Raw genomic sequence first — 13,885 nt, 5'->3', positions numbered from 1 at the left:
AATGCGGTAGCCTGCCGCGTACCTTAAAGACATTCATGGAGGCTGCAGGTTTATGGAAGACATACCGACGCTGTACACCGAACGACTGATCCTGCGCCCCTTGCAACTGGCCGATGCAGAAGCCGTGCAACGCGAATTTCCGCATTGGGAGGTGGTGCGCTATCTGAACGCGGCCGTGCCATGGCCGTATCCGGAGGGCGGTGCCCTCGCCTATCTGCGCGACATTGTCTTGCCGGCGGTCGCGGCGGGCAAGGAATGGCCGTGGACAATTCGCCTGAAATCGGCACCGGAGCAATTGATCGGCAAGATCAGCCTGATGGATCAGCCGGAAAACCATCGCGGCTTCTGGCTGGCGCCGGCGTGGCAAGGTCAGGGTTTGATGACGGAAGCCTGCGCGGTTGTGACCGATTACTGGTTCAACGTGCTTGAACGTCCGCTGATGCGCGTGCCGAAAGCGGCGCCGAACATCGGCTCGCGCAAGCTCTCGGAGCGCGCGGGGATGCGCTTGATCCGGACTGATGAAGGCGATTTCGTCGGTGGGCGTTTTCCACGGGAGCTCTGGGAGATCACCCGTGAAGAATGGCTGGAGCGCCACTGACTCCCAGACACACCACCGATCCAATGTAGGAGTGAGCCTGCTCGCGATGGCGTCGGATCAGTCAGGATTCATGTTGAATGACACACCGCTATCGCGAGCAGGCTCACTCCTACAGGTTTTGTGTCAGCCAGTAGGTCATGTGTTGAATCGCACCCCGGGCTTGGCGCGTTCATCCACTGACAGCTCAAACACATCCGGCCGCGCATAGTGCCCGACCACATCATAGTCATAGCGCGCACGCACCAGCTCATCGGTGTCGATTTCAGCAGTCAGCAATCCCGACTCACCGCGCAACGGCCCTGCCAGCACATCTCCCATCGGCCCGACAATCACGCTGCCACCAGCAATCAACGGCCGGTCCGCCGGCCAATTGGCAATCTCCACGCCCAGTTCATTCGGTGAGGCCTGCACCTGACACGCACTGACCACAAAGCAGCGGCCTTCATGAGCAATGTGGCGCATGCTGACTTGCCACATCTCGCGTTCATCGACGGTCGGCGCACACCAGACTTCGATGCCCTTGGCATACATCGCCGTGCGCAGCAACGGCATCATGTTTTCCCAGCACACCACCGCGCCGAGCTTGCCGACCTGCGTATCAAGCACTGGCAATGTCGAACCATCGCCCTTGCCCCAGATCAGCCGTTCGGTGCCGGTGGGCATCAGTTTGCGGTGCTTGGCGACGAGGCCGGCCTGCGGGTCGAAATACAGTGCTGTGCAATACAGCGTGCTGCCTGCGCGTTCGATCACGCCGATCACCAGATTGGCCCCGGTGCGCGCCGATAGCCCCGCCAGAGCGTCCGTCTCAGCCCCTGGCACATCAATGGCATTGGCGAAGTAACGAGCAAAGGCTTCGCGTCCCTCGGGCAAGCGATAACCCAGTTGCGTACCGAAGCCCTCGCCTTTGGGATAGCCGCCAAGTACCGCTTCCGGCATCACCACCAACGCCGCGCCAGACTCGATGATCGCGTCTTCCCAACTGAGAATCTGTTCCAGGGTCGCGCCTTTGCCTACGGGCAAAGCGCCGATTTGCAGCGCAGCAACAATTGATTTGGTCATCGCAATCACTCCATCAGGTTCAGTGGTTGCCGATTCTGCGGCGCCACGCGATCATGAATAAAGCCCCATTCACTGCTGAATGATATGAACCAAATGAATATCGCTACCGTCGACCTCAACCTGCTGAAAGTCTTTGAAGCGCTGCACGAAGAATCCAGCGCCAGCCGCGCGGCGTTGCGTCTGGGGGTGACGCAATCGGCGGTCAGTGCGGCTTTGCGCCGGTTGCGCGAGGTCTACGGCGATCAATTGTTCGTGCGTACCGGGCGTGGTCTGGCGCCGACACTCAAAGCCAATCAATTGAAACCGGTGGTCAGTGAGGCGCTGAACAAATGCCGGCAGAGCCTGGCGATGGTCGACCCGGCGGCCAATCAGTACAACGGCCGTTCGGTCACCGTGGGGCTGTCGGATGACTTCGAGATTGCCTACGGTCGCCGCCTGATCGAGGAAATAGCGCGCAGCGCACCGAAGTTACGCCTGATTTTTCGTCAGACCCACAGTCAGATCGTCGCCAGTGCCCTGATGGAGCGCAGCATCGATCTGGCCATTACCGCCGGGGGCTTTGCCGAACGCTTGCTCAGCCGTCAGGTGTTGGGCGAAGGGGGGTATGCGTGTCTGGTCGATCCAGCGAGCCTGGCGCCCGGCCAGCAGCAGATCGGTCTCGAGGAGTTTGTCGCCCGTGAGCACATTCTGGTGTCGTCTGGCGGTTTTATCGGGATCACCGATGAAGGGTTGGCGGCGTTGGGCCTGAGTCGGCGGGTGTGCGCCTCGACCACGCATTTCGCTGCGCTGCCGTACCTGCTCAAGGGCAGTCGGGCAGTGGCGACCATTCCGACCCATGCCGCCGAAAGTATCGCCACGCTCAGCGGCCTGACGCTGCTGCCCTGCCCGCTGAAATTGCCGCGTTACCCGATCGAACTGGGCTGGCGCACCAGCACACAGATCGATCCGGTGGTAGTCAAGGTTCGCGAGGCGATTGCCGCGACGTTCGCCTGAGACGTTACTTGTTCGCGGCCATCAGTCGATTGACTTCACTGCGCACCATGTTGGCGAACTCCGGCGGCGACATGCCGTCCAGTTCCGCGCGGACCCACTCGGCCCACTTGCCTTTGCGCTTGCCGCGCTCGCCGAACAGACGCGCGGCTTCGCCTTTGGCTTTGCCCAGATTGTTCTGCCAGAGTTCGAACAGACGGGATTTCTCGTCTTCCAGCGCAGCGCGCTCTGCGAGTGATTTGTCGGCCAGATTGAAACTCATGGGGAATTATCCTGCTGCGTAAAATGCCGACATCTTACACGCTCGACAGAAATGTCCCGCGCAGGTTTTTGTTTCCGGTCTAAATTCAGTGCAACTTTTCAGCAAGCGTCACACTCCATTGATCACTGTCCATTCAACTGCAAGGAGTCACCCAATGGCCCGCAAATCCGCCGTGCAAGCCGCCGAAGATCAAATCAAGGATCAGGCCTTCAGCGAACTTCAGGCTCTGATCGAAGAGTCCGACAAACTGCTCAAGAGCAGCGCCTCACTGGTCGGTGAAGAAGCGGAAACGCTGCGCGGACAAATCGCCCAGAAACTGCAGCAGGCACTGGATTCCGTGTCGAGCGTGCGTGATCGCACCCAACCGGCAGTCGAAGCCACCGAAAGCTACATCGGCGGTCATCCATGGCAGACCGTGGCCATCTCCGCCGGTTTTGGTCTGGTGGTCGGTTTACTGCTCGGCCGTCGCTGATTCAAGCGCGCAAAAAAAGGCGAACCCAATGGGTTCGCCTTTTTTGTGCCTGCGTGTTTTTGCCTGCTTTGAACCAGTTCCAGGCCCTCAGAACCTGAGCCCAACTCGATCTTTCACGTCGGCGCACATCCCCCATTCACCGCGGTCAGTCCCCTCTCCCTCCGGGAGAGGGTCAGGGTGAGGGGCTTCTGATCTTCGATCACGCCCCCGCCAGTTCACGCAACTGCGCCAGCGTTTGCGCATCCAGCACGATACCTTCAGCCAACGATTTGCTGCGCTGCCAATGCCGACGATCGCCCGGCAAACGCTTGAGGCCGACACTGTGCATCTGCCGCACCAGTTCACCACTGCGCTCGGCAAAACCTTGTCCGGCGGCTTTGCTCGGATCGATGACGATCAACAATTGCCCGGTCCACGGTGTTTTCGCCCCGGGATGATTGGACCAATCGAACTCGAAGGAGAAGTTGCCCCCCGTCAGCGCCGCCGCCATCAACTCGACCATCATCGACAGCGCCGAACCTTTATGCCCGCCGAACGGCAACAGCGCCCCGCCCTCGAGAATCGCCTTGGGATCCTGCGTCGGCTGACCAAGGCTGTCCACCCCCGTCCCGGCTGGCAACCGCTCGCCTTTGCGCGCAGCAATCTGTACGTCGCCATGGGCGATTGCGCTGGTGGCCAGATCGAAAACAATTGGCGCAGCACCGGCCCGTGGTGCGGCGAACGCAATCGGGTTGGTGCCGAACAACGGGCGGTCGGCACCATGGGGCACCACGCAGGTCATGCTGTTGACCACACTGAGCGCCACCAGGCCTTCATCGGCGAAGGGCTCGACATCCGGCCACAGCGCGGCGAAGTGGTGCGAGTTGCGAATCGCCAACACGGCGATCCCGGCACTACGCGCCTTCTCCACCAATAACGCTCGGGCGGCGGCGAGTGCCGGTTGGGCGAAACCGTTGCCGGCATCGACGCGGACAAATCCGGAGGCGACATCCTCGACCTGCGGCACAGCGTGACCATTGACCCAGCCGCTGTTCAGGGTCGAGACATACCCGGGAATACGAAACACGCCATGGCTGTGGGCACCGTCGCGCTCGGCGCCGGCACAATTGGCGGCCAGCACTTGCGCGACTTCGGCGGAGGTGCCGTGGCGCAGAAAGATCGTTTCAAGCAATTGCGTCAGCGCTTCGAGAGACAACGCGGACGAGATGGCAGAGGACACATGATCGTGTGGCGCAGACATCTGAAGCTCCAGAATGATTATTGGAGGGAACAACAGCGTACGGAGGACTTGCTGACCGATTAACCATGGCGAAGCTGTCGGCTGTCAACCCCGCAATCATCTGGAAATCACTGCACCTCGTGCGCAGCACACTTCGACCCGGAGTGTGCGGTAACTATCTACCGCCAAAGACCTGACCGGAGTACCTAGTCTTGAGCTCCCGCCCATGGCGCCTCCGCTCAGAGTTCGAACATGCCTAGCCCTACCGCTCCTCTGCTGTTCCCCGACATTCTTGAATCCCCCGGTCTGCATGCGGACCTGGGTCCGGCGCACGGCCTCAACAGCAAAGATTTCAGCTGGCTTGCCCATGTGCAACTGGCGACCCATGCTCTGCGCAGTGAACAAGACCCGCCCATGCTGGCCGAACGCATCCTGCTGAACGCCGACAAGCAACTGGCTGTGCCGCTGGCCGGCAGTTTTATTCTCAGCGCCGGTCCGGATGACAGCGGCGTGTTTCTCTACACACCCTACGATGGCTTGAAAAAATACAGCGATCACGAGGCCTTGACCCAAGCCTTGCAGGCGCGCCTCGACAACGCTGACGAACAGGATGATCTGTTGGCCTTTCTCAGTGTTTCGCTGCGCAAGGAGCTGGTTGAGAAACGCGGCATCACGCTGACCCGTGAAACGCTCGAAGGTGATGTATTTGACGATCAGAAAACCGCAATCAGTCTGTCTCAGGACGCCTGCGCGCGCGACCTGCTGGATGAACTGAAACGCCTGCCTTCGCTCACCCGACTGCTGGAGCAGATCCTCGACGAACTGCTCAAACCGCACTTTGCCGACCTGCAGCAATCACTCACCCGTGTCAGCCTTTACGCTGACACTGCTCCAGTCTCCGCAGGTATCAGACAATGGGTCAGCTCGCTGTCATTGAGTGAAGCGCTGCTGCAGCATTTCCGACATCAGGGTTGGCCGCCCGGCCAGACAGCGGAATTCTCCCATCCGTCTCGCTCAAGCCAAGAGGCCGACCAGGCTGCATGGGCCGCTGCGATCGCGTCTGCGTCGGGGAAACTGACCATGCTGCTGTTTCGGCAGCTTGAGGCCTACTGGAATGCCCCCGCATTCGAGGGTTCGACCAGACGCATGTTCTTCAGCCAGACCTTGCGGGATCAGGTACGCGCAGACTTGATGATCAAGCGCGAAACGCAAATCCTCACCGCCACCGAGTTCAATGCCTTGCACTGCTTGATCCGAGAGCCGAAGGTGGCGTTCCGTCGGCCCAACTTCGAAACCGTGTGTCTGCGCGATGAGACCGTCTTCGTAGAGTTGGCCGGCTCGCTGATGATCAACCATGACAAGGCTTACCTCTACACCCCCACCCAAGGCTTGCAAGTCCTCACCAACTACGCCGATCTCAAGCAGACGCTGACCGCCAAGCTCAGTGCTGCCGGCCATGAAGACGAGCTATACGGACTCATGAGCCTGGAGGAGCGCAATCGCTACCTTGGCTTTCGCAACGCCCAAGTGTCCGGAGAAAACATCGGCGGCGACATCATTGCCACACTGTTCGAAGCGATCATCACCAAACAACGGCAGAACGTTGAGTTTGCCTTGCAGCTCTTTCGCCAAAGCGAACGCAACACTGACATCCATGCGCTTTTCGACAAGGCACTGGATATTCGCTCGATGGTTCACGAGCGCCTTATCAAGCTTGACGTCAACGAACGCTGGAGTACTCGACCGCTGTTTACCATCACGCCGCCATCATCGCTTGTCCAAGCCGACAAGGCCGGGCACTTGGCGACGAAACTCCAAGGAATACTGGACAATCTCACCAACCACTTTAAAGACCAGCCGACCACGAGCAGCCGCGAACAACGTAGCTTCCTCGAAGGCATTCGGTGGAAGCTGGCGCACGCCTTTGAGGATGGGATGCGTGGTGAGGCTCACATCCGAAACCTCAGTGGCTCCTGGCTGACGGCTGAGCGGAAAATCGTCGATACCGTGTTCGACACAAGACACGCAACACGCATGGATCGGCAGTCACTTAATGGCTTCCGGCCGGATGCCTGGGCGCTGACGCTCACCTGCGCCGACCAAAGCGATGTGCTATCGCTGGCTCATTGCGTGCTGTTGACCGAACGCGGTGGCATGGACGTCGAACATTCCGGGCGCGCCATTGTGTGGACGCCGGCCATCGGCCTGGAGTCGTTCGACAATATCGCCATCGCGCAAACGCAATTGCAACGACGGCTGGACGATAACAACCAGCGTCAGACACTGCTGGAAAATTTGCCGCCGAAGCAACGCCAGCTGGATCAGCCCTACACGCTGGGCGCCTTTGAATTGATTGAAGGCAGTGTGGTGAACGATCGCATGCAATCGGCGGTGGAACATTTTCTCGCTCATTGTGAGGTATTACGCACTTGCATCGAGGACAAGGACACACTTGCATCTTTCCTCAATCAAATGAAAAGCACCGTCATTGATACCAACCTGCTCCGGGCCATTGAACTGGCCCGGACCGTTGTCCGGCGGCTGGATTTTCCCGACTGGTTGCGCATGGCCCCAGTCACGGAACAACGAACGCAACTGGCGCTGCTGGATGAATTGCGGCTGAGCTTCATCGATGGCAAGGATTTTCTCGAGGGTGTCCCGGCGTTAGCCACCCATGTCGAGCAAACGCTGAAGACGCTGCTCGATGCCAGATTCCCGAACAACGGACTCGAGCCAAAGGATATCCTGATCACCCCGAATCTGACGCTGGCGGGCCCTGCCTGCAATCTGCTCGATTTCGCCCTGCATCACTACAACATCGTGCAAGGCACCGGTTTCAAAGTGGCCTCAACAACCGCTACAGCGTTACCGAAGAACCTCAATCAGTCTGCCGTTCAGCAACTCCTGCAATCCCTGGAAATCACTACTACCTATACGCAGAAAGTAACCGCTGCGCTGTCAGGCGACAGCGACTCTGCACGCACCAGCAAAGAGCGTTTTCTGCGTCAGTTGCCCTGGCAATTGATGCAGCACGCGCACTCGATGAAATTGCAACAGCAGCTGTCGGAAACCGGTTACGACTACGTTTGTCAGGTTCTGGACATGCCGGACGGGATAGCCCGTGCCATGGTGCAGGACGCTCAGGCCATGGCGTCCGCTCTTTCATTGATCAAGACCGAAGGTGCTGAATTCGTCGACGCCCTCGGACTTTACATTATCGGGCCGGGCACGGGAAAAACAGGACCCCGAGTGCTCTACGCCCCTTACTCCAAGTACGTATTCCGCGAATTCGAAGATGAAGTTCAGCTGATTGAGGCGTTGAATACACCCGGGCATTTTCAGGATCTGATCATCCGGCGTCTGCCGTCCGGACAGCAGTCCGTGTTCAAGAATCTGCTGAAAACGACGATCGCCAAACCCAGTGAAATCAAGCTAAAAAGCACGCCCATCAACGGCAATCTGCTGGAGCATTTGCACAAGGATACCCTCAGCCTGTTGCCGCAATTACTCAGTTCCCAGCCACAGATCAATGCGCAAGCGGACTGGGAAGCGGCGAAGTTTCTGTTCAGTCACGGTGTTCGTCTGGTTCCGCATCTGTTGCCGGGAAAACTCGCCTGTCTGTTTTTTCTCTGGAAGAGCTACAACGACTTCAAAGCGTCTGCCGAAGACCTGCAGGAACACCGTTGGGCGAATGCCGTGAAGAACTTCATCGCGGGGGGGATATCCCTGTTCAGTCTGGGGCGTTTGTCCTGGGAAACGGAAGTAGAAGAAGAGACCGCTGAATTTGCCCCCGAAGCGCAGACACCTGGATCGAAGGCTCCCGGATCCGGCGTAGACACAACAGTAAAGAGGGCGTCTCGCTGGTCAAAAGTCCCCCCCGCTACATTCTCTCGGGTTAATTTGCGGTCCTTTGAAACCAGCAAGGCTCTCGAAACCCTCAAGCTTGAGGACAACAAACTTGTTTATGGGGAACCCTCGACGGCACGAAAATACGCGGCAATTGCCGGCAAGGTCTATCCAGTGGTCCAGTCCGGAAAAACCTGGTATCTACGCAAAAAAGACGGAGGCCAAGGCCCGGCGCTTGAACAGAAAAACGCCAGGTTGGTCGTTGCCCGCGCCGGCCAGCCTGTTCACCGCTGCCGATCAAAGCAGCGCGACCGTGCGCAAGCCGATGTCGAGCTAAGCCGCTCGATAATGATGTATATCCAGGCCAAAGGGATGACCCAAATCAACCGCCGCTATCCCGCCAGAGCCTTCGTGATTCAGCAGGCTGTCCGCCGCGCAAGAGAGTACGCGCTTAATTGCGTGCACAATTTCGTCACTCATCGCGACAACCTGGGTGGCACGCGGATAGAAACGATACTCAAGGATTTTTTCGAAGTGTCGCAACTCAGCTCCGCGCTGCTCACGAAAATCGAAAAGGTGATCATCCGCCTGTGCCGCGAGCTGACGGATCCCAATGATGACTTGCTCTATACAGACCGCTTTTTCGCTGGACTGAATGCGAGTTACGGCGACGGTACGGTTGCCTTTGTGTTTAAACAAGACAAACGCAGAGTAGTCCACCTCACCCAACATTTTTTTAATCCGCGGCTGGACGTTTACACCGCGTATTTGCCTCGCAGGTTCAATATTGACTCGCACGCTCGAGCGGTCGCGCTGATCCACGAATTGTCACATATAGCCTGCGATAGCGTAGACCTGGCTTCCGTAGAGGCAATGTCGCCCTACTCCCATCTGATCGACGTATCAACCGCGGAAGGCCAACTTCTCAAAGACGATCTGGACCGTATGCGTAACACTTTGTCCCGCTCTACGCCCATTTCGCAGTTGTTCGCGGAGCAGGATGCAAATGGCGTCTGGGTGAGTTTCGACCAATTGCCCGACAGGGACGATGATTGCAACAAAATCCTCAGGCTTACTAAAACCAAAGACCTCGGGAAGGCACGCGAAGCCTTTCGCAGTCCGATCTCTGACGAGGCACGCATTGAAGTGAAGTTGGCCAATGCCGATTCCATCGCGCTGCTGATCAGCGAAATGGGCAGGGTGCTGGACCCGCTCCCGGCCCCAATACCTTTGCCGGCTCCAAGCGTAAGACAGACAGGCCCCTCACTGCTGTTGTCGTAAAACCGAAGCAAAAATACGCCGGCTTGAAGCCGGCGTATTTTTAACAGGAAGCAGCCTCGTCCGTCAGTCCTTCTGATCCCGCAACACGTTGCCCGACGTGCCGTCGATGCGGAACTCATAGACAACGCCATCAGCCTTGCGCCCCTCGCCTTCCCAGTAGCCGTCGTTGTCGGCTTTGATCTCATAGACCTCGACATAACCGGCCTTGGTTTTGACGGTCTCGATGGCTTTTTCGATGGTGATCCAGCCGGCGCCCGGCCGATCGGCCAACGCTGCGCCTGCACTGAGCAAACCGGCGGTGGCCAGCAACGCTGCGAATGTCTTCTTGATCATTTGTTTACTCCATTTGTGGATAGTGGTCTTGGTCGTCCTGTTTTTTGGGCGCCAGAGGAAAAAATAAGTTCACTTTGATGGGTAAATGCCATGACGGATGTTCTCGGTCACTTCCCGACAAGGTTAGAATGGACGAAATCAGGACGAGTCAATGACCCAAGACACCCTCTCGGAAGCCGAATACGATGCGATCACCGATGCCGCCGCGCATTGGTGCATGCGTATGCACGCCGATGATTGCACCGACGCAGAGCGTCGCGCATTCAAGCAATGGCACGACGCTCATCCCCTGCATGCGTTCGAGTATGAAGCCATGCTGGAAATCTGGGAGGTGGCGGAGCATTTGCCGCTTCCGGCCTCTGTGGCAGACACGCCAGCCCGTCAGCCTTCGCGCTCGTGGCGTGAATTCGCTGTAGCAGCCGGTGTCTGTGCGCTCGCACTGCCGCTGGCGGCTTATACCGGCTGGAATCTGGGCTGGCTGCCCGACAGCTATCAGCATATCTCCGCGACCGATAGTGTCCGGCAGATCACACTGAGCGATGGCAGCCAGCTCGAACTGAACCTGAACACCGATCTGACCTTCAGCAATTACAAGGACGAGCGCCGCGTCACTCTGAAAAAGGGTGAAGCGTTCTTTACAGTCAGCCACGACATGGCCCACCCGTTTGTCGTCCGCGCAGGCGAAGGCAAGATTCGTGTCACGGGTACGCGTTTCAATGTCTGGATGTATCAGGATCAGGTGCGTGTGAACCTGATCGAAGGTTCGTTGCTGGTCACCAGTAATCGCTCATTGCCGGGCGACGGCTTACGCCTCGGCCCATCGATGCAGGCCCGCTACAGGCAAGGCGACTACATGCCGCAGATCAGCCAGACCTACCCGGGTGATACGTCACTGGCCTGGCGCAACGGCAAACTGGTGCTGGATAATCTGGCGCTCAGCGAAGCGTTGCCGCTGATCAACCGTTATCTGAGCAAGCCATTGGAACTGGCGGACAATAGCACCGGCGCGATTCGCGTGGGTGGCATCTACAACATCAAAGAACTGAACAACCTCGCCAACAGTCTGCCCAAGGTGCTGCCGGTCTACCTGACCCGTAACCAGGAAGGGAATCCGGTGATCAACTCCATACCGCAACAGCCGCCAAAAAGCTGAAGGCCGCATCCCTCGCAGGATGCGGCCTTCAGGCTCGACGCGATTAACGCTCGGGTTTACTGAGCGGCGACCTTCCCCGCCCTGTCCAATGTCTCGCGAACCATCTGCACCTGATACTGCGGGTCAGCCTGAATCTGCTGTTCGGTAAACGGCAGCACACTCCACTGTTTCTTCGAGAACGCCTCGGTCTGATCCCGCGAATATTTCGACGCCGGATCGCTCGACAGCGAGAACGCCAGCAGCCCTTGGGCATGCGGGCCTTTTTCGTCGAAGGTCACGACTTGCAGGTAGCTGGTGCCACTGACCACTTCCAGTTTGCCGTCTTCCCGCGGCACGCTCTGGATAGCATTGTAGATGCCCAACGTGCCCGGTCCACCGTGTATCGGCGTCTGTTGACCACCACTGCTGACGACCTGAATGTCACCCCAACGGGTTTGCGGCGTCAGGCCCATTTTTGCGCTCGACTCGACCGACGCCAACATCGCCTCGCGCAATGCCTTGGCTACCGCAGGCTGCTCGACCGCCAGACCGCGCGGCGTGTGTTGCGCATCCTTTGCGTCGAATGCGACACGCCAGACGTCCGGCGCGGCCTGCAACGTCTGCATGATGTTGCGGAAGTGCACCAGGCCCAGGCCCGAATCCAGATTGGCGCGGCCATCCCAGGCCTTGAGGCTGGTGCAGACCGGCTTCAACGCCTGCGCATCGGCGCCAAGGTCAGAGGCACAGAACTTCAGCAGATCCGGCACCACCTGAGTCGCCAGATACACCTGATCATCCATCACCATCTGCTGCAAGTCCTTTACCGCCAGCGGACCTTTCTTGCTCAGCGTGTTCAAACGATCCAGCGCAAACCGCGAACGCAAGCCCAGCGGCTGGCCGTCCTGACTGATCAGCGGCGAAAAACCGGTGAGCGGTTGCGCCGGGTTGGCCAGCCACGCCGAGTCATTGGAATGCTGGACGAAGTCCTTGCGCAACAGTTGCGGCAATTCGCTGGCGGCATAAATGCCCTTCTGCGCGGCTTGCGGATCGATGTCCCACGCGCAGGCGCTGTTGGAGCCGTCCAGCACGATCATTTGCGTGCCGACACGCGGGTCGCTGCACTTGGCCAGTTTCTGCGCATTGACGTTCGGCACCACCGACAGGTTCATGTACAGCGTCTGGCCTTTGTCATCCACGGCCAGGGTGTTGACCCATGGAATGCCCTGAATCTTGTGCACCGAGTCCTGCAATTGCTGAAGCGTGGAAGCCTGATTCATCGTGTACCACTGGTTCAGCACGCGATCATTGTCCAGATTGGCATCGCGCAAGCTGTAGGCGAACTGATTGTCCCAATCGAGCTTGCCCGGCCATTGCACAATCGGCCCGAACTGCGAGCTGTAGACATCCCGCGAAACCGGCACCACCTGGCCGTCGGCCTGTTTGACCTGCACGGTGACGGTCTGCTTGTTCAGCGGCAGGGATTGGCCGTCGAGCAGATAGCGCGTGGAATCCTTGGGATCGAGTTGCAGACGATACAAGGTGAAATGTTTCGACGAATCGACCGTGTGCGTCCAGGCCAGATGCTGGTTGAAGCCGATATTGATCATCGGCAGTCCCGGCAAGGCAGCGCCCATGACGTCGAGCTTGCCGGGGATGGTCAGGTGCATCTGATAAAAACGCATGCCTCCCACCCAAGGGAAATGCGGGTTGGCCAGCAACATCCCGCGCCCGTTGAACGAACGCTCACTGCCCACGGCTACAGCGTTGCTGCCACGATCCAGGGCAAAGCGTTGCTGACGCGCATCGGCCAACTGATAGGCCTGCACATCATGTTTGACAGCAGCGGTCGCCTGCGGCGGTGTGGCACCGGCCAACGCCTCGGCGAACTGGCCGACACCGCCCTCGACCAACAGACGGCGGGTCAGCTTCACCAGATCTTGCGGTGCAATCTCCCGCACCCACTCACCCTGACACTGTTGCGGCAAGCCTTGCTGACGGCGTTCGCCCAGATAACGGTTGTAGCCAGCCGCATATCCTTCAACCAGATCGCGCACCTGCGCAGGCTGCGCCTGCCAGAACGCCTTGACCGCTTCCGGCGTGTTGAGCCAGGTAAAGAACACATCACTGACACGGTTTTCGCGTTGCTCGACAGTGAACTGGTCCGGGCCGAAGTAACGGGAGCGCTGACCATTGACCGTCACGATCTCATTGGCCAGCAGGCACAGGTTGTCCTGCGCATAGGCATAACCGATGCCAAACCCGAGCCCGCGCTCATCCTGCGCACGAATATGCGGCACCCCAAACGCGGTACGACGAATATCGGCGCTGACCTCAGTGGCCGGACTGAACCCATAGGCCGAACAACTCAGCCCAAAAACCACGCCGGCCAAGGTCAGTCCCGTTAACTGTCTGGAAATAATCACGCTCGCTCCTGATCGACATGCCAAAGAGCGGATCCGGCGCTGACGCGGACCCACCCTGGAAACACCCACGCGTCCACGCGCAATGAGCCTGTCGAAGAAACGAAGTCAGAGAAAAAAATTTAGGCGCCCCGCGCAATCCCCCGAAGCAAAATCAAAAGCCCCTCACCCTAGCCCTCTCCCGGAGGGAGAGGGAACTGACCGAGGTGATTGCGAGAGCTACGCCGACGTGAAATACCGAGCTGAACTCAAACACTGAAGCAGATCAAAAGC

10 protein-coding genes are annotated in these 13,885 nt (G+C 58.7%); 5 read left to right on the top strand and 5 right to left on the bottom strand.

Annotated features, from left to right (window positions below):
• The first annotated feature begins 52 nt into the window (after nucleotides 1–52).
• Nucleotides 53–598: a GNAT family N-acetyltransferase gene (locus ACM6IV_RS08455; RefSeq protein WP_414869558.1), complete on the top strand. Its 546-nt coding sequence runs from the start codon at nucleotides 53–55 to the stop codon at nucleotides 596–598.
• A gap of 135 nt (nucleotides 599–733) precedes the next feature.
• On the opposite strand, the gene ACM6IV_RS08450 is transcribed toward ACM6IV_RS08455, so the two are convergent.
• On the bottom strand, nucleotides 734–1,657 hold the full coding sequence (locus ACM6IV_RS08450; RefSeq protein ID WP_414869557.1) for a carbon-nitrogen hydrolase family protein: 924 nt from the start codon (nucleotides 1,655–1,657) through the stop codon (nucleotides 734–736).
• An 84-nt stretch (nucleotides 1,658–1,741) separates the two neighbouring features.
• On the opposite strand from ACM6IV_RS08450, the gene ACM6IV_RS08445 reads away from it, so the two are divergent.
• Nucleotides 1,742–2,650, top strand: a complete 909-nt coding sequence (locus ACM6IV_RS08445) for a LysR family transcriptional regulator (protein ID WP_414869556.1) — start codon at nucleotides 1,742–1,744, stop codon at nucleotides 2,648–2,650.
• 4 nt (nucleotides 2,651–2,654) lie between these two features.
• Here the strand turns inward: ACM6IV_RS08445 and ACM6IV_RS08440 are convergent, their stop codons facing one another.
• Nucleotides 2,655–2,909: a hypothetical protein gene (locus tag ACM6IV_RS08440; RefSeq protein WP_007917411.1), complete on the bottom strand. Its 255-nt coding sequence runs from the start codon at nucleotides 2,907–2,909 to the stop codon at nucleotides 2,655–2,657.
• A gap of 154 nt (nucleotides 2,910–3,063) precedes the next feature.
• Between ACM6IV_RS08440 and ACM6IV_RS08435 the strand changes: the two genes are divergently transcribed.
• Nucleotides 3,064–3,381 (top strand): DUF883 family protein, encoded by a 318-nt coding sequence (locus ACM6IV_RS08435; protein WP_414869555.1) that lies wholly within the window; start codon nucleotides 3,064–3,066, stop codon nucleotides 3,379–3,381.
• 199 nt (nucleotides 3,382–3,580) lie between these two features.
• On the opposite strand, the gene ACM6IV_RS08430 is transcribed toward ACM6IV_RS08435, so the two are convergent.
• Entirely contained in the window at nucleotides 3,581–4,621 is a 1,041-nt protein-coding gene (locus ACM6IV_RS08430; RefSeq protein ID WP_414869554.1) for an Ldh family oxidoreductase, read from the bottom strand.
• Nucleotides 4,622–4,852: 231 nt separating this feature from the next.
• Between ACM6IV_RS08430 and ACM6IV_RS08425 the strand changes: the two genes are divergently transcribed.
• Nucleotides 4,853–9,727, top strand: a complete 4,875-nt coding sequence (locus tag ACM6IV_RS08425) for a dermonecrotic toxin domain-containing protein (protein ID WP_414869553.1) — start codon at nucleotides 4,853–4,855, stop codon at nucleotides 9,725–9,727.
• Nucleotides 9,728–9,790: 63 nt separating this feature from the next.
• Here ACM6IV_RS08425 and ACM6IV_RS08420 read toward each other — a convergent pair whose 3' ends face one another.
• Nucleotides 9,791–10,060, bottom strand: coding sequence for a PepSY domain-containing protein (locus ACM6IV_RS08420; protein ID WP_414869552.1), 270 nt, complete (start codon nucleotides 10,058–10,060; stop codon nucleotides 9,791–9,793).
• Nucleotides 10,061–10,211: 151 nt separating this feature from the next.
• Here ACM6IV_RS08420 and ACM6IV_RS08415 point away from each other — a divergent pair, with 151 nt between their 5' ends.
• Nucleotides 10,212–11,213, top strand: coding sequence for a FecR family protein (locus ACM6IV_RS08415; protein ID WP_414869551.1), 1,002 nt, complete (start codon nucleotides 10,212–10,214; stop codon nucleotides 11,211–11,213).
• Nucleotides 11,214–11,269: 56 nt separating this feature from the next.
• Here the strand turns inward: ACM6IV_RS08415 and ACM6IV_RS08410 are convergent, their stop codons facing one another.
• Entirely contained in the window at nucleotides 11,270–13,615 is a 2,346-nt protein-coding gene (locus tag ACM6IV_RS08410) for an acylase (protein ID WP_414869550.1), read from the bottom strand.
• Nucleotides 13,616–13,885: the final 270 nt, after the last annotated feature.

This window comes from Pseudomonas sp. IT-347P, assembly GCF_949768005.1.
GTDB lineage: Bacteria > Pseudomonadota > Gammaproteobacteria > Pseudomonadales > Pseudomonadaceae > Aquipseudomonas.
This window is presented reverse-complemented; position numbering and strand designations above follow the sequence as displayed.

Excerpts from the sequence above, each read along its gene's own strand:
- ACM6IV_RS08455 (WP_414869558.1), top strand. The coding sequence starts at position 53 with ATGGAAGACATACCGACGCTGTACACCGAACGACTGATCCTGCGCCCC.
- ACM6IV_RS08450 (WP_414869557.1), bottom strand. The coding sequence starts at position 1,657 with ATGACCAAATCAATTGTTGCTGCGCTGCAAATCGGCGCTTTGCCCGTA.
- ACM6IV_RS08430 (WP_414869554.1), bottom strand. The coding sequence starts at position 4,621 with ATGTCTGCGCCACACGATCATGTGTCCTCTGCCATCTCGTCCGCGTTG.
- ACM6IV_RS08425 (WP_414869553.1), top strand. The coding sequence starts at position 4,853 with ATGCCTAGCCCTACCGCTCCTCTGCTGTTCCCCGACATTCTTGAATCC.
- ACM6IV_RS08420 (WP_414869552.1), bottom strand. The coding sequence starts at position 10,060 with ATGATCAAGAAGACATTCGCAGCGTTGCTGGCCACCGCCGGTTTGCTC.
- ACM6IV_RS08435 (WP_414869555.1), top strand. The coding sequence starts at position 3,064 with ATGGCCCGCAAATCCGCCGTGCAAGCCGCCGAAGATCAAATCAAGGAT.
- ACM6IV_RS08445 (WP_414869556.1), top strand. The coding sequence starts at position 1,742 with ATGAACCAAATGAATATCGCTACCGTCGACCTCAACCTGCTGAAAGTC.
- ACM6IV_RS08415 (WP_414869551.1), top strand. The coding sequence starts at position 10,212 with ATGACCCAAGACACCCTCTCGGAAGCCGAATACGATGCGATCACCGAT.
- ACM6IV_RS08440 (WP_007917411.1), bottom strand. The coding sequence starts at position 2,909 with ATGAGTTTCAATCTGGCCGACAAATCACTCGCAGAGCGCGCTGCGCTG.